The organism is Phormidium sp. FACHB-592 (assembly GCF_014695795.1).
GTDB lineage: Bacteria > Cyanobacteriota > Cyanobacteriia > Leptolyngbyales > Leptolyngbyaceae > Stenomitos.
Genome location: NZ_JACJOZ010000062.1, coordinates 25,308 through 41,677, shown reverse-complemented (window position 1 = coordinate 41,677; position 16,370 = coordinate 25,308). Strand labels below are relative to the sequence as shown.

Here is a 16,370-nt window from a genome sequence, read left to right as displayed (position 1 = left end):
GAGTTGAGCATGTCCAAATTGCTAGAAAGCAATGCCCTTCATACCGCTGCACCTGCTATTTCCATTAGCCATCTGAATCATTACTATGGTCAAGGCGCTCTGAAAAAACAGATTTTGTTTGATGTGAATCTGCACATCGATCGTGGCGAAATCATCATTATGACGGGACCATCAGGTTCAGGTAAAACCACATTGCTGACGCTGATGGGAAGTTTACGATCCGTTCAGGAGGGCCATTTAAGCATCTTAGGACAAGCGTTACATCATGCCACTAAAGCACAGATGACCCTCGCTCGTCGCAAGATTGGCTATATTTTTCAGGCGCACAATCTCTTAAACTTCCTGACTGCCTATCAGAATGTTGAGATGGCATTGGAACTTCAAGAAATTACTGCTGCCGAAGCTGATACCCGTATTCGGACTGTCTTAAGCGCAGTCGGTTTGGCAGATCGAATGGACTACTATCCTAGTGATCTATCAGGTGGGCAGAAACAACGAGTGGCGATCGCCCGTGCCTTGGTCAGTCAGCCCAAAATCATTTTGGCAGATGAACCCACTGCTGCACTCGATAAGCAATCAGGGCGGGATGTGGTGGAAATTATGGAAAAACTCGCTAGAGAGCAAGGCTGCACCATCTTACTGGTGACTCACGACAACCGCATTCTAGATCTCGCCGATCGCATTATCTACATGGAAGATGGACGTTTAGTGAATCATGCCGCTACTGCTATCGCTCAATAGCTTTTTCAGTTCTGTGACAATAGATGGCTATGATTCAGCAGCCCAACTGGAGTTCAGCTTGGGGACGACGCGCAGTTGTGGCAAACCCAGACGGACATCGAGTAGAGTTGACACAGCTTCAATAATCTTGTTGTCAAGTCCTGCGGTACAACTAGCATGTTGCAGCAGTTGATCTAGACACTCGTTTGATTGCAAGCGAAACAGCATGAAACAGGAAACACTGGCAAAGCTTCAGTCCGCAGACGACCCAGCAGAATGGGAATCACCTGTTGATTTTGACTGGCATGAGGCGATGTCTCGCGTTAGGCGACTGAAACCAGAAATTGAGCAGTTGACTGGTCGCCCCTTCGAGATCGACGAAAATGTGCAAGACGCCTCGTTCTTCACAGAATTATCACTGCACAAGCCAGGTGGGAAGCTGAATTTTATTGAGACAGTTTTAGCCATTCGGTTTTCTGCGTTTGGCAATTTATTCGCTGTCTGGAACCGTTCTTCTGAGCAGTTCCCACCAAGCGTGGTAGAACAAGTTATTAAGACAACTGAGCATTACGGGTTCATCTACGTCAACGCGGATGAACTGGACGAACAATATACGGGGCAACACGAAGGCTTCAAAACCCAATCATGGTGGATTCGCTTCTTTGACTACATCTGACCAATAGCAGCATAAAGCGCTGCACTTGATCGCCCTTAGAGGCGGGAAGGCAAATGTACGTTCGCACATTAAATGTCGCAATTCATGAATCGTTTTCGCTTAGTACAAACAGTCTTAAACAACTGTTTACCAGGTTGTTCAGGCTATTTGTACCAAAAAAGCGACATCCAAGCAGATTCGCATATTATGCGTCGCAAAGTCAGCTTCGCTAATTAACTGTCGTTTTTCCAAAGCAATTTGCTTCGCAAATTGAGTGTCGCTTTTCTAGGACTAATAGTTTCACTGGCTCATGGAGCTAATTTAATTGTGTAATGTCAAGTAAATTACTTCCTAGCCTCAAGTGGCTCTAAGTTGATTTGGAGGTTGCGCATAACTTGTTCTGCTTCGGCTACAGGCAGACGATCGAGCAGGTAAGCAAGCAGATCTTCCTGACGGCTCTGCCCAAAGACCAGCCGGTAAACTGCCAGCGATCAACGTAGAGCTAGCAAACGCTCAGAATCAGGTTGCGTCGCGAATATTGTATTGGCAAAGACTTTTTCAAGGCTACCTGCTTCACTCAGAGCAAAGTTATTTAATCTAAACTCAATTTTATTCTTTACGTTAATAGACAAGACTTTAATTGATATTGCTATTGTACGAAAATCATCAAGAGTATCTCTCTTAACTACCATGTTTTTCGTAGTCTGAAGTTATACTCAAAGACATAATTAAAAGTCTGTTTGATCGTTTGGGTATTCTTACAGTTCTTCTACATCTACTTTAACAGGCTTCAAAATATCAAGCCGGCGCTGGAAGTTCTTCTCTGTAGCAATACATGTATTCAAGGGATCTAAAGTTCCTTTGCGAATTGCCTTTTCTAACGAGTAATTCATATCTCGATGTTTAAAGACTGATATTTTATCTGCAAATAGAGTTGCGACAGTGTAAACCAATTTAATTTCGTATAGAGATTCAGCATAGGTTATTTTGACAGCAAGCAATCGTAGCTGTGTAGAAAGTTCTTTTGCCTGCTCTTGATCTAGTCCATGATCCTGAAAGTAATAATTAAGGGCTTCTGCCATCCATTGAGCGTGTTTTGCGGAGTTTTGAATTTGATGTTGTGCTGCTTCAATTGGAGCAAGAAATTTATTCAGTAGTAATTGCTGAACATAAGCATCGCGTAAACCGGAGCTTTCAATAATGGACAACTCCCTGATTTTGAGGTCATGCTGCCTCCGCTGCTCAGCAGAGACTTCATCAATAATCTTGTCTAACAACCCCGTAAGTATGAGAACACTCATGTGTAATTCCTGTGTCTTAGTGAAGAAGGATTAATTCAGCCGAATAGGCTATTCCAGGTTTAAAGGATGATGTGTTAGTTGCAGTGCTCATCGAATTTTGTGATTTCGTCGCTCTTCAGGCCGCCAAAGGTTTTACCGGAGAAGTCAGAACCGTAGGCATCAGCCGGAGCAAAGATGTAACTGGGAAATATGATTGCGTCGCAACTATTACTTAACAGCTTTACTATTGCCTTGTTCATTACCATGTAAATCTAACAGAGTTGATTGAAGCATACGGGGTGAAGGAAATCGCTGCTTCAGTACAGCGTCATCCCCAGAACAGCACCCAGCTATTTGAAATTGTGGGTTGTTGCTAGCACTCTTGATTCCGGTGATTCAACAGCTTTATTAAAAGCATCACTTCCGCTCTAAAGCCAGCCTTCTCAACAGACCTCATCCCGATCACACAGCTTGTTCACAGATTTCTAGATACGCACAACTATTACAACTTGCCTGAGACGGCTGGGGTAGGTATTGCCCTTTGGTGATCGCGATTGCTACAGCCTCAGCTTCGTCTTGCAGTTCAGTTAAGTCTTGAGCGGTAAAGGTATGCACCTGGCTGTGGCGGAGATACGCGATATGAGCAGTCGTACGCTCAGTGGCTTTTGCATAGGCCCACAACTGCAAGCGATGGTGATGGGGGTTGGGGTCCTGATCAGTCTTGAAATCCAACACAGATTCCGGGGTTAACCAATCCATGATCCCGTTGAACGTAATTTGACCTAGATTCAGCGTCATGGACTGTTCTGACAACCCTTCTGGATGACGATACGGTGCATAAAGCTCCAGTTGATGGAATCGCTGTGCTAATGTCAGTGCCTCTTGTAAAACGTCGATTGACAGGTGTGAAAAGTTTGCCGACAGTGGTTGAAGCTCTTGAATCTGATGCTGTAACGCCCAATGAGTGACTGTGCCAATCTCAGTGCCATGATTACCATTTGCTTCACGGTAGCCCAGATGTCCGTCAAGGTAACGATAGCGGAACCGTTGGGGGCACTGAGCATACTCGGTAAGCGCGGTAACAGGCAATTCCCAAAGCCCTGATCCCGCAGCGCCAGTCAGAATGCGTGTGGGTATGCTGGGTAATGGTGGCTCTTCAATATCTGTGGAGTGAAGATGATTTCCCTTTTGGGAGGCGTTGCCAAGGTGCTCCATTGAAATTTCCTCAATGGGTATCCCTTCTAGCCCAGGTTGAAAGATATCCAAACCGCCCCCTTTGCTACCTGCGGCGGTGAGAATGAGGTGATCCCGCGCACGAGTCAGCGCAACATAGAGCACCCGCTTGTTCTCCTCCTTGTCAGCCTGGCGCTTACGATATTCCAGCAACGTGTAAAGGGCTGATTTCTGTTTATCACCCTCTTCATCTGCCAGTTGGAAGGCTAAACCGAGGTCTGGATCAAACCGAACTTGTGAGGAGTCTGATGGCGATTTTCGTGTTAAATCAGCAACTACAACCACTGGCCATTCCAAGCCCTTAGAAGCGTGAATTGTCATCAACTGAACGGCATTGCCTGCTTTCAGGGCTGGACGAGGCACTTCCACCGCACTCGCCACTAGCACCTTCAGTCGCTGCACAACGCTCAGTACATCATTGCTTCCCTGTTCCAACTCCCGGACAAAAGCCAAAAAGCCGCTCCAATCAGCTTCTCGACGGGGGGCATGCGGGAGATTGGCGATGACTGCCGTGTAGCCAGTGACGCGATCGGCTAATTGCAGGAGACGAGTGGGAGCTTCGCTGCGTCGTTCGATCAACAGTTTCTCGAGCACTTCAATAGCAGTGTGGCTTTCAGCGCTTGTCTGGTGTTTCAGGTGCTTCCACCAGGAGCCTTGGTCGGGCAGGGTTTGAGCTAATTGAAAGAGCGTACGATCGCTCACAGCAAAGAAGGGACTCCGCAGCACTGCCATTAAGGCAATATCATCAGTAGGGTCTGCCAAAAAGCGCAACAGCGCCCAGCCATCCTTAGCTTCACGGGTTTCCAGAAGGCTGCCACCTCCAGCTTGAAAGATCGGCATGCCCTGGCTTTCTAGAGCCTGACCATAGAGCTCTAAGGGTCCCCAGGTGCGCGACAAAATGGCGATATCACGATATTCAATTGGGCGTAAGGTTCCTGTCGGTTTGTCGTACACCATCACCTGATCGTCCAGCAGTTGTTTGATCAGGTCAGCGATTTGTTGGGCTTCAATTTGCCGACATTGATCGATCGGCAGACCCTGTGCATCTTGAATCGTCAACAAGCGCAGATGGGGAGCGGTATGAGGTTCCTCCTGACGATGAGCATCCAGGTGCTGATGTAACCCATTCAACACCGGCTTAAAAATGGTGTTGATGCCCTGCATTAAGGTGTGATGAGTCCGAAAACTGAGGCTAAGTTCTCTGGGCGGATTGGCTGCACTATGAATGCGATCGCGCCAAGACTCAAAGACCTTCACATCGGCTCGACGGAAGCCATAGATGGATTGCTTCGCATCCCCAACGATGGTGAGCAATTGATTTGCCGTTAGTAGTTCCAGAAGCTTCCCTTGGACGGGGTTGGTATCTTGAAATTCATCAATCAAGAAAGCTTGCCAGCGTTGCGCGTAGTAGTCCCGTACCGCTTGATTTTCTAAGGCTTGCAGAGCGTGAACTTCCAGGTCATTAAAATCTAATACTCGTTGACGTTGCTTTGCCTGCTGGAGCTGCGATCTCACCTGCTCAAAGGCCTCTCGTAGAACGGGTAAGATTACTTCTGCTTGAACATCCCATGTATTAGGTTCTAGGATGATTAGACCTTGCTTTTGATTCTCCTGAGCCAATTCACGTAGGCATTTGATGGCATCTTTGACAGTATCTAAAGTTTCTTTGCCACCCCATGCTTTTGGGCTTCCCACATTAACTTTCAAATCACATAACGCTTCCAAAGATTCGGCAAGAGCGTGTCCTTGCCCTATGCTAGCGATCGCGTTTAGAGCAGATTCCCGTACATCATTGAGCTTGTCCCCAGGAGCTGCGTAACTTTGCAAAACAGCCTTGGCATTAAACCAATGCTTATGCTGAATGAACGTTGCCAACGCTGCTTGCTTCACGGCTTGAAGTGTCGGTAACCAATCTTCCCGACTTCTCGTAAGTGCCTTTGCTGCCGTTAATGGATCACCCAAGAGCGCCAGCATAATCGCTCGCATTGAAGAGTAGGGCACTTGCTTGTAAAGGTGCAGTGGAATCTGATCGAGCGCCTCTGCAAACGCTTCTGCCAGCCAAACCGTGCCAGCCAAATCATCTAGCACAGCAAAGTCTGGCGGCACCCCTGCGGCATCGGGATGTTCTCGACAAACGCGAGCTGCCAACGCATGAAAGGTACTGATCTGAGCCGCTTCCAGCTCTGCAACAAAATCAGGATTGGGTAAACGATCGCCAATGGTTTGTCGGATGCGCGATCGCAACTCAGTCGCTGCTTTTTCAGTGAACGTTAGAGCGACAATTGTAAGCGGGGAGTAACCTGACTCCAGATGGTACAGATACCGCTCTGCCAACATGTGGGTTTTACCCGTTCCTGCACCTGCTGTGACTGCAACACTATGGACTGCATAGGCGGCAGCGGCTTGCTGTTCAGTCAGCCCCATTGGTATTCTCCTTACGTGATTTGCGACTCAAGCGGCTTCCCTGACGGCAAACCATATCAAAGGCACAGTATTGACAGGCAACACCGCCCACATCTGGCTGCACTGGAAAATGACCGTGCTCCAGGTGAGCTTTACAACGATCAGCAACGTCTGCTAATGCTTGATCGGAGGGTAATGTCTGGGATAGCTTTTTCGTTTTGGTCAGTGAGTAGTAATACGATGTAGCCACCGTCTCATCTGGAAAGAGAGTAGGGGCGGCAACCTGTTGATAAAGGGGGAGTTGTAGATCAATACAGGCTTTGCCCTCTGCGTTGCTAACGCCTTTCGGGGCTGAGGAACCTGTCTTGTAATCAATGAGCACCAATCCCTGTGGTGTGCGATCGATGCGATCAACCCGTCCTATTAATTTCAGGTCATGCCAGATCCCTTCAAATTTGGCTTCTAGCGCGATCGCCTCTGCTCCGTCTGGCAAGAAGTCAGGTTGATTGAGGACTCGCTGCAACGTCTGTAGATGCTCGGTTCGCCATGCTTCCCAAACAGGCAAATCTGTGAGCTTCATTGCTTGCTCAACGATTTGGAATTGCGCTTTCAACAGTTCTGGATCGTGCAACGAACGTTGTGGGTCGTTCTGTACTTCCTTAAAGACCAATTCCAGCACTTTGTGATACAGATTGCCTCGACGACTGGGACTGAGATCATCCTCGCTTTCTTCGGGCTCACCCAGTTTCAGCACTTTATTGGCAAACCACTTAAAAGGACAAAGCCCCAAGTTGGTTAATTGAGAAACGCTAAAAACGCGATCGCGGTAATCAAGGGGCATTCCAGTAACACCGTCATATTCATCCTGCGGTGCGCTACTTTCGCGGTGACGTTCTACAGCCCAAGCGTGAATCGCGTTTTGAAGGACGACATCCTCAGGATGGATTGCCCTGCGTAAGGAAAGCTTTCGCAATGCCTCCAAACTGGCAACAGGCATTTCAGGTGGTGCGATCGCTTTCAGCCCTAGCTGAGCTAGATACGGGCTGGGTAATTGCTCCTGACGACCGTTTAAGCTTGCATAAGAGAAGACAATGGCTTCTGTAACGGTTTGCAGCAGGTAATGAAAGAGAAGCGCTTCTTGACGAGCCGCTTCAGAAGCCAGTTCAAGTGGAATGTCAACGTGTCGCAGTGCCTTGCGCTCGTGAAAGTCCAAGACGCAATCGTTACGCACTGGAGCAGGCAAACTCCCTTCTGCCATTCCAAAGACAAACAAATAGGAATAGCGTGCTCCAACTACAGAGCCTGGATTATGCAGTTCTACGCCGCCGCGACCGGGTTGGGCAGGCACTCCCTCGATCGCCAGCAGCTCTCGTATCTCTTGGGCAAAGGCGCTCCAGGTTAGTATTTCTTCCTCTGGTTTCGCTAGATTAACCAACGCTCGATTCAACGCATTGAACGCTAAGCTCTCTCGTGCCCAGCGGGAGCAACGCCGTCGCAAATCGAACGTCTTTAGCATCGTTTGAATGCGTTCAACCCAGGTTTCCCGACGTGCCCGAGGACCAAACTTGAGCACTGACAGATCAAGGTTCAAAACACTTTGGCAAACCTCCTGCCATGCCGCAAAATCAGCAGGATGGCGACGCCGAACCATGCTCCAAAATTCGGCCTCTGGGTTTGTGCAAAGCGGATGGCTAAGGAGTTTTGCGGTTGCCTCAAAAGGAAATTTCTGTTCGATGACCTCCAACACAAGGGTTATCCAGGCACCGAAGCGGGTCGTGTTGAGTGGTGTTGCATAGAGCGCTCGCAGTGGGATGCCATATTCCCAGGCAATCTCCAACAGTTGAGGACCATAGGCAACTTCATCTCTGGCAATGATGGCAATCTCACGGGCAGAAACCCCCTCATGCAACAATTGCTTGACCTGCGCCAGGGTGCCTCGGACTTCCGCCTCAATGTTGCTGTAAGCATAGGCTGAAGGACCTGCGATCGCGTTAGCGGGTGCAAAAAATTGTTGCCCTAGCTGTTCACCAATCGTCTGGGGTAGTGCTTCCAACTCATGAATCGTCCAGCCTTTCTGCTGTAGCCATTCGACTGCAATGCGACTTTCACGAAAAAGGTCTCCAGTCCCAATGGGTAAGACAACGATGCTACCATCAGCGGCGATCGCATCAATCAACGTCAACTCGTCCAAGCGCGGTTGAAAGTAACCATAAATGAGCACTGGGCGCTGTTCAAGTTGTTGCTCAACTGATCGCCACAAGGCTGCTGCTGAATCAAGCTGGCTCTGCTGCCGCAGGATATCCACATAACGCTGCGTCACTTGCAACAGCTGCGTTGCCCGTTCTGAGCAGTTTTCTAACGTGATATTAAATGAAGGCGACGATCGCAGCAAGGCTTGAACTGTTGGCATCCACGCTCGTGCTGTCCCTTCAATATCGTGAGGATGAACAGTTTGATGAATTGCCTGGCGCAAGGCTCTTTGTGCTCCCAAGGGAGATGCGATCGTTGTCTCCCGTGGTAATAGATGCATGGCAAGATCTTGCAGCGATCGCTTCTGTTTGCCTAAAGCTCTTGCTGCGGTTTTTGTAGGAGTAACCACAGCAAGCTGATTTTGATCAGCTACTTCCTTCGCACGGAAGTATGGCTGAACCTCTAAGTAGATTAAACGGCTCATTAGTTACTTTAATGACGACTACAGTTACTTTAGTGACTGCCTAGTTTGTGAAAATCTCATTCTGTAGCCAAGCATTCCCACCTTTTTAGAGTTCTAACTGTGCAAAACAGGATAATGCTCTGTATTTCTACTGAAAATTAATAAAGTTCATGAAAAGCTTACATTTGAAGAAGATCTGACAAAGCTCTCATTCAGTAGTGTTGAGGAGCATCTCAAAGCAATGTGCAAAGTGGCGATTATGTAGCTACTCCTAAAGCTGAGGAGAATACGAGCCTTTGCCAAAGCTCTGCCTATCCCTTGCTGATCATTCCTACCAAACGTGAGTTCGGGATAAGGAAGGGGCAAAGCAGTTAGGGTTTAAGTGCTTAAATTCTCATCCTTTCCTTATGCTCCGTGCGTAGTCTAAAAGACCTGTTCTGGCACGTCGATGATTTTTGGCAATGCTTTCAGCCGCAGTGGGAAAGCAACTCTTGGGTAACGGTCTGAAACAGCGAAAGCGTCCTCTGGGTCTGTGTTTGAGCGAAATTATGACCATCCTGATTGGCTTTCATTGCTCCTCCTACCGCAATTTTGCAGCCTATAGCTGGAGCCGTGTTGCTGAGTGTAGCGATCGCGTTCCCTCAAGCAAACAAGCTCTCTAGAAACTTCTCTCCTGCCCGGTGCAAGTCTCCATCGACGGCAAAGGCTAGGGTACGGACGCGAATCTGCTGCACTCTAGTATGCAGAGGATTTTGTAGCGGTTGCGGATAGATGAGAATCGCTTCGGAACAACCTTGTGTGGCTGCATAGGCGATGATTTGGGCTACATCGTCTGCTCCGGGAGCATTTGGGGTTTTGTACTTGGTATCCAGTACGTAGCGGGTTTGCCCTGTCGTGTTGTCAAAAAGCACAAGATCGATGTTAAAGGAAAGCGACCCTTCCTGATTGATGTGGACCTGGTGTTGAGCTTTAACACCCAGGTTATGAGGCAGCAATTTCGTCGCCTGGTGCGCTTTGAGCCACTCTGCGATAAACAGTTCGTAGAGTCGAGCCATGCTGACGAGGAAGGGAAGCATTTTGCGATCGCCCTCAGTATGGCTGGGACCGCTCTGCTCTAGAAAGAAGTGACAAAGGGCATGAAGCGGCTGGTAGTCCTCATTGAGGCGATGATAGAGGCGTTTGATGCAAGCTTGAGCGGTTTGGGGTTCAAGCGAGACGATGCCTTGAAGTGTATGGTAAGCCTGCCGCACGTTAGAGAGGACTTCTGGGCTACAGGCTCCACAAGTGGCAATTTTGCGGAGTGTCCAAAGCAAAATTTGGTTGTCCTCAATGTCAGGCGTATGCTCTTTGTAGTGGCACTTGATTTTGACTTCCCAGGGTCGTTGTACCAATTGCCGTGAGTCCATGCGTCCTCGCACGAAGGTCATCCGATCGCTCTTGGGAATGTAAGTACGATACAGACCTTTTCTGGTGCGATCGTGAATGCGACGTGCCAGGATGTTCGCCAAATAATTGTAAAAGTCTTCTAGTTTGTCGAAGTTGCTCAGACCGTTTAGAAAATGAAAACTCTTGAGCTTGTAGGCGTATTCCAACATGCCAAAGATGTTTGCCAGCCCCACTTTAGGTTGGAGCCGAAAGCCTAATTCGTCTGACAGCGGAATGTAGCCAACCCATCCCTGGGACGTTAGCCGCCACTGTCCAACTGTGATGGGCGTGGGAAAATCAACGTCCACTACCCCTTTTCGCAGGGCACCGTTTGCACCATACGACTGCCAGAGAAGCGTTCCCAGTTCTAAGGGGATGAGGTCTTCGGCGAAAAGCTTTGAGGCGTACTCAGTCAGTTCGTAAACTATAGGATGAGTGGCATTCATGGGCGTAATTGCCCCTCAACCTGTGCCCATCTCAAGTTTTTCATTTTGTCGGACTGGTCAAAGAAGAATTCTTCCAGATACGGCTCAATTTCCAGTTGCCAGATGCTTTTAAGTTCTGCGTCGAGGTTTTCTCGCAGAAAGAAGCTGGTGCCAAGCTGATAGTGCGAATCACCAATTTGAGCGTTAATGTGCTGCAATAAATTGACGAGATTTTCCGTGGCATAACCAGTCAATTGGTGGTATTTTCTCAGACCTTCGTAGTTGGGCGGGACGTAGAGAAAGGCAAAACGGCGACGGAGTGCATGATCAACCAGGGCAATGGAGCGATCGGCCGTATTCATTGTGCTGATGATGCGAACATTGGTTGGAATACGAAACTTTCTACCACTGGCGAGATTGATCTCCTCGTCGCGATACTCAAGTAAGTACATTAGCTCACCAAACACTTGAGCTAAATTGGCACGGTTGATTTCATCAATAATCAGCACGCAGCGATCGTGGCGTTGCTCAGCCTTTTCGCAAAACTCCAGCAAGCGTCCTGGAACGTGAGGATATTCCAGTCCACTTTTACCCATTTGGGGACGGATGCCTTCAATAAAGTCTTCATAGGTGTAGGCAGGATGAAACTGGACAAGTTCGACAAAGCCATCACCTTCACTAATTAAATGCTTGGCGAAGCATCTTGCCAGGAATGTTTTACCTGTACCAGGAGGACCATAGAGCACCGCCTGACCTTTGCGCTCGATCGCCTCTACCCAGTCGCCTAGAAGGCTTTCATCAAGGTAGGTGCTCGCAGCGCAAGCAGCCAGGGAGTAAGGAGTATTTAAAACTTTTGCTTCAATATCATCATCGTCTAGCGGTTCAAGGTAATCCAGCAAGAGCGGCAAAGGCTCTTCAGTGATCGCCAGCAAGATAAGTGGGAAAAAGCGTTTGTAAGTCTGTGTAATCTGGTCAATTAACTGCTCTGTAGAGCGACTTAGCACGTCCTGCCGGGACAACCGCATATCGACGTGGATGTCTAACCCCTGCGGATTTTTGAGCCAATCCTTCCAATCGAGTTTCGTTTGACTGCCGCGAATACCATACCAGATGTCATCATCCGCCAGGCTGGGTTCAAGTAGAGTCAGCAGGGCATCATAGTGGGTCTGGCAGTTGGTAAGGAACTGCTGACGCTGAGCACCACCATATGCTCCAATGTAAAAGCCGAATTCTAACCGCTCGTGGTTCATCCAAAGGAACAATTGAGCATCCTCAATGCGCTTGCCCCCTTTAAGATAAAAAGCGCCCCAGTAAAAGTCCCAGGCTCCGCCGTGGTTAAAATCATTTTTAGGAATGCGAGCAAAGAGCTTACGCTCCGTTTCCATCTGCTCAGTGATGGCTGCTGGTAGTTGCGTTGCCACCTGTCGAAGTAGTTTCTGGAATGGTTCTTCTAGCTGCTGCTTAAAATCATCTCTTCGTGCAAGGTAGGTCGTTTTTCTTGGGCTGGCGTTGAGTTCTGCCAACAGTTCAAAGGTTTTTGCAGTAAAGGGGCATTGAGAGTTCACTTGTGAAGGTACTGTTTGAGGAAGCATCGTGTCACCAACAATTGCTTCAAAAATTTCTGGGTTCAGGGCAACCAACGTTCTCTGCCAGTCTTTTTGGTCAACGTCTTTAGGTGTCAAGTCATGCCAGTGAACGGGTAAGCGATGTTTTTGTCGAGGAGCATTTGGCTCAAAGTAATAAGTACCTGTCACAGTGCCAATGCCAAGCACTTTTGTTTTGCCCTTGTTGGCGACGATGTAATCACCGGGCTTAATCTGAGCGAAAACATAAACTTGATTGACTCCAGATTTTTTCCATTTCAACTCTGGATGCTGGGCAATCAGTTGATCGCGACGCTCATCAAATTCTTTGTGATCTAAAGTGGAAATATCGCCGAGTTCATCCCACTCGATCGCAATGAAACCCTGATCGCGGCATTCTTCCCACTGCCATGCGGTTTCACCCGGTGCAATCTTCCAGTAGCGCACATCGAAGGTGTATTTTTTCACTGCCACTAGCCAGTGGCAGAACATATCAAACAGGTCATTATTATGCAAGGCCACATTAGGGCAAATTTGGCGCATTTCGGGTGCAACCGCCTGAATCATCCGTTGTAGCTCTGTATTGATTTGCGGATAGCCAGTCAGAAGCGCGTTATAGGACGTGTCCTCAAAGTAGTTAATGACGCGCCAAGGTTTTTTGTTGACCAGCAAAAACTCGTCTGGGCGGAGGGCATTGAGAATGGGGGTTAGCATTCCCACCTGAAAGCCTTTACTGCAAGTGAGACTGGAGAATTCAAGACAGGCATCTTTTAGCTCTGTGGGGTCGGTGACACAGCGTTGCACAAAGTTGAAAATCGCTTGGGCGATCGCTGTCCAGTCGTAGCTTTTGCCGTCACTCTCGTACCACTTCTTTAAATTCCCTGAAATTGAAGGAGCATGGTGAACCCAGGCTCCTCTCGCCTCGTTGCTAACTGTACCAGCATGGGGCAGTAGCTTCAGCAATACGAGGTCGGTGATATCTTCACCACGGGCTACGGCAGCTTGAATCTCCTGAAAGTTGTGGCGACCTGTTTGACGATTTTCGTCGTAAAGGCTGATGTGCTTTTGCCCGTCTGACGTAAATGGAAAAGCGTCTGCAAATTCTTGGAAGAGATGGACGAATTCAGCCTTTTTGCTGCCAAACATTGGAGAAGATGTCCTGTTTTTGGGAATGGAGGGAGTCTCAGGCACTCTGTTGAAGTTCAGCAAACTGCCACCGTTTAGTGTGCCCATCTTCACGGCAGAGAAGTACGCCAAACCATTCGAGACGCTCCAGGTTTTCGGTGATCGCACCTTTATACCGTCCACCTCCTTTGAACTGAGCGGCAATCTGTGCCACTGTCCATTCGCCGCCAGTGGTGCGGAGAAGCTCGCGGATGATGGCAAGTTGTTCTTTAGGGTGTTTCGGAAAGGGTTTTTGTTCGACAGGGGCGACTACAGCTTCTTCGGCTTCGACAACTCCGGCAATCACCTGTTAGGTCTGCACTTCGTTAGGTGCCTGGTAGTCGGGACGGAGCCAGCGAATGATGCCGTTGCGTTCTTTTTTGGCACGTTCGGCGTTGAGGGCAACGAGTCGTTCCAGGATAATTTCGTCGATGCCATCTTTCATCTTGCCACTAGCATCTTGCAGGTCTTGCCAACCGTAGGCATCGAGGACGGCAGCATCAAGGTCATCGTGGATTTGCTTGAGGATGGAGACGAGTGCTTTGTCGCTGTAGGCGGGATCAGCATCCGTAAACGGTTCGCCCTTGCGGAGTTTTTCCAGTGGGTTATACATCCCGGTAATGGTGACTTCGGGATACTGCGTCTGAATGCGTTTGCGGTGAGCTTTGAGATGGCTCCTAACAGCATTAGAAGTGCTCCCAAGGCAGCTCTTTGGGACGAGCTTTCAAATTTTCTTTAAAGTAAACGGAGGTATTGGATTCTCTAGCTTGCCTCATTAAAGCCTCAACCCAAACCCATTCAGGCTGAAATTCAGGTTCCTTACTAGTACGACTTTGACCACCAATGGCAATCAAATCAAACATATCCAAGCTCTCAAAATTCAATGGCTCTAACATTGGCTCAATAGATAACCATTTAACCTTAGCTTGAATGTTTTTGAATGATTTTTCTGCGAGAGATACTCTTGACTGAGTATCAACAGTGGTGCCAACCCAAACATTATCTGGAAAGCCACCTAGTTTATCATTAATCTCCTGCAATCTTTGTGGGAACTTTGTCAGAAAAAGAAAATTCCATTCGGGAGAAAATTTAACTGCTTGAAAGACCTGAAAAATCCAGTCTTCGGGAACCCATTTACCAAACAAATCTGCCATTGAGCAGGTAAACACATTTTTGGCAAATATGTGGGCATCTTCAAGCTTAATTCGTCTCTTTTGGGCTTCGTTTTTTACCCGCTCATGAGACATTGGCTTCATATTTTGAGGCGCATGAAGTCTATTCGGATAGAAGGTTGGTTCAAAATTAGTTTCATAAAATCGATTGGCAATGTCCCGGGCGTAGCAATATGAACATCCATGCCAGCAACCAGTCACAGGATTCCAAGTCCACCAAGCCCAGTCAACCATCTCATTTGTACTGTTGAATTGAGACTTAGTCTCACTCTGAACAATATATAATTTACGTCCATCTTCTAGATAGAGAACTTGCATGTCCTCTTGCTCTTCAAAAAGAGAAGGTTGTAGATTTTTTTTCATGATTCAGTCTCCTATTCTTCACTATCCAATACATCCGAATTCTGTATATCGAAGTTCAAGTTGCCTTGAATTGAAACTGATCCATCTTCATAAATGCCGGGTAATGGATTGGATTTAGGATTAAACAGATGGTCTAAAATTCCTTTGTCAATATCGCCATCGACGCTATAAAGTTGAATTTTAGTTAAATCTTTCTGTTTAGCCCAATTGGTAGCGTAAATAAAAGTCCACTTTAAGGAAGGATTCTCAGGTTTCCGTACAAAAATCTTTTCCTTGCCATGCCCAGTAATAATCTCTTCAAGAGAGTAAACTTCCCAGTTTGCTTTCGGATTAGACTCCCAACGCTTTACGTACGTGGTTGCAACATTCATCAACAGATCTACTCTTCTCATTTGAGAAAGTTGAAAAACTTCCTTAATCTCTCTAATTGGAAAATCTTGTTTGCCATTGGGGTCTGAATACACCAAACCCTGAAATTGAGAACTAGTGAGATCCTGGGATATGTTGAGTAGTGAGTCTTTATTGTCACCTAGCCAATAACGAGCCTCACACTTCAGCTTTAATTTTTCTACTGTTCTCTTTAAAATTTCTAGAGATTCTTCATTGGCATCGCAAAAGTGACATATTGGCTCAATACCTTGTCTATTAAGCTCTTGTAAAGCAATGATAGGTGAACCAAGTGCTTCATCACCAAATTTCCTGTAGTCAGGTTGGTAACCTGCTCCACAGTTTAAATCAATGTAAATATATGGCTGATTAGTCTTACTGAGAATCAACTTACACACGCGAGAGTGATAGCCCATGAGATAACGAAACCCTTTGAGCTTGTACGGGGTGGAGGCAGAGTACTGCTGTCCAGTGCACGTAGTATCTTTTGGCATGGTTTTCAATGTTTTGCATCTTTAAGTTTGATTTCCTAGGAAGTACATGTATACTACCCTGTTCTGAACGATGTCGGAGTCATGAAAATTCACACGACCTTAACTACTCCTCACCCTTAAAGTTTGATGTGCCCCTATGCGGCTCTGCTACTTCTTGTCCAATGCCCGCTCCAGCAACGTTCCAAAAATGGCAGACTCCCTCCGCCCAATCTTTCTCTGCCGCCTCATACAGCGTTTCTAGCTATGCTTTTGGCAGGTCAAACGCCGTTGCATCCGCAAAAAAGCTCCCGTTGAACTGCAAAATGCGCTCAAACCCAAAATTGCCGCCTGTGTTCATCGTTTGCTAGAGGCTCTCAATTTCTGGCTGAAACAGTTTTGGGTCGGTAAGCTACCGATCCTTCAACGCCTTCGTA

General features: G+C 47.6%; 12 protein-coding genes. 3 read left to right on the top strand and 9 right to left on the bottom strand.

Annotated features, from left to right (window positions below):
* The first annotated feature begins 9 nt into the window (after nucleotides 1-9).
* Nucleotides 10-741, top strand: a complete 732-nt coding sequence (locus tag H6F86_RS16615) for a DevA family ABC transporter ATP-binding protein (protein ID WP_190449849.1) — start codon at nucleotides 10-12, stop codon at nucleotides 739-741.
* Nucleotides 742-946: 205 nt separating this feature from the next.
* Complete coding sequence (locus tag H6F86_RS16610) at nucleotides 947-1,396, top strand: hypothetical protein (RefSeq protein ID WP_190449848.1); 450 nt, start codon at nucleotides 947-949, stop codon at nucleotides 1,394-1,396.
* A 737-nt stretch (nucleotides 1,397-2,133) separates the two neighbouring features.
* Here H6F86_RS16610 and H6F86_RS16605 read toward each other — a convergent pair.
* The 3 genes from H6F86_RS16605 to H6F86_RS16595 all read right to left on the bottom strand — a co-directional run bounded on the left by H6F86_RS16605 (nucleotide 2,134) and on the right by H6F86_RS16595 (nucleotide 8,965).
* Nucleotides 2,134-2,676, bottom strand: a complete 543-nt coding sequence (locus H6F86_RS16605; protein ID WP_190449847.1) for a hypothetical protein — start codon at nucleotides 2,674-2,676, stop codon at nucleotides 2,134-2,136.
* A gap of 441 nt (nucleotides 2,677-3,117) precedes the next feature.
* Nucleotides 3,118-6,312, bottom strand: a complete 3,195-nt coding sequence (locus H6F86_RS16600) for a UvrD-helicase domain-containing protein (protein ID WP_190449846.1) — start codon at nucleotides 6,310-6,312, stop codon at nucleotides 3,118-3,120.
* Nucleotides 6,299-8,965, bottom strand: a complete 2,667-nt coding sequence (locus H6F86_RS16595; RefSeq protein WP_190449845.1) for a PD-(D/E)XK nuclease family protein — start codon at nucleotides 8,963-8,965, stop codon at nucleotides 6,299-6,301. Before H6F86_RS16595 ends, H6F86_RS16600 begins: the two co-directional genes overlap by 14 nt.
* A 440-nt stretch (nucleotides 8,966-9,405) precedes the next feature.
* Here H6F86_RS16595 and H6F86_RS16590 point away from each other — a divergent pair, with 440 nt between their 5' ends.
* Nucleotides 9,406-9,606, top strand: a complete 201-nt coding sequence (locus tag H6F86_RS16590; protein ID WP_190449844.1) for a hypothetical protein — start codon at nucleotides 9,406-9,408, stop codon at nucleotides 9,604-9,606.
* Here the strand turns inward: H6F86_RS16590 and H6F86_RS16585 are convergent.
* From H6F86_RS16585 to tcmP, 6 genes are all read right to left on the bottom strand, one after another.
* Nucleotides 9,586-10,815: a restriction endonuclease gene (locus H6F86_RS16585; RefSeq protein WP_190449843.1), complete on the bottom strand. Its 1,230-nt coding sequence runs from the start codon at nucleotides 10,813-10,815 to the stop codon at nucleotides 9,586-9,588. The genes H6F86_RS16590 and H6F86_RS16585 overlap by 21 nt on opposite strands.
* Nucleotides 10,812-13,523, bottom strand: coding sequence for an AAA family ATPase (locus H6F86_RS32315; protein WP_190449842.1), 2,712 nt, complete (start codon nucleotides 13,521-13,523; stop codon nucleotides 10,812-10,814). Before H6F86_RS32315 ends, H6F86_RS16585 begins: the two co-directional genes overlap by 4 nt.
* A 37-nt stretch (nucleotides 13,524-13,560) precedes the next feature.
* Nucleotides 13,561-13,848, bottom strand: coding sequence for a hypothetical protein (locus H6F86_RS16575; RefSeq protein ID WP_190449841.1), 288 nt, complete (start codon nucleotides 13,846-13,848; stop codon nucleotides 13,561-13,563).
* A gap of 3 nt (nucleotides 13,849-13,851) precedes the next feature.
* Complete coding sequence (locus H6F86_RS16570) at nucleotides 13,852-14,154, bottom strand: hypothetical protein (RefSeq protein ID WP_190449839.1); 303 nt, start codon at nucleotides 14,152-14,154, stop codon at nucleotides 13,852-13,854.
* Between the two features lie 73 nt (nucleotides 14,155-14,227).
* The gene (locus tag H6F86_RS16565; RefSeq protein WP_190449837.1) at nucleotides 14,228-15,076 is read right to left on the bottom strand and encodes a DUF5131 family protein; all 849 of its coding nucleotides are present in this window, start codon (nucleotides 15,074-15,076) and stop codon (nucleotides 14,228-14,230) included.
* A gap of 11 nt (nucleotides 15,077-15,087) precedes the next feature.
* Entirely contained in the window at nucleotides 15,088-15,957 is an 870-nt protein-coding gene (gene tcmP / locus H6F86_RS16560; RefSeq protein ID WP_190449835.1) for a three-Cys-motif partner protein TcmP, read from the bottom strand.
* Between the last annotated feature and the right edge of the window lie 413 nt (nucleotides 15,958-16,370).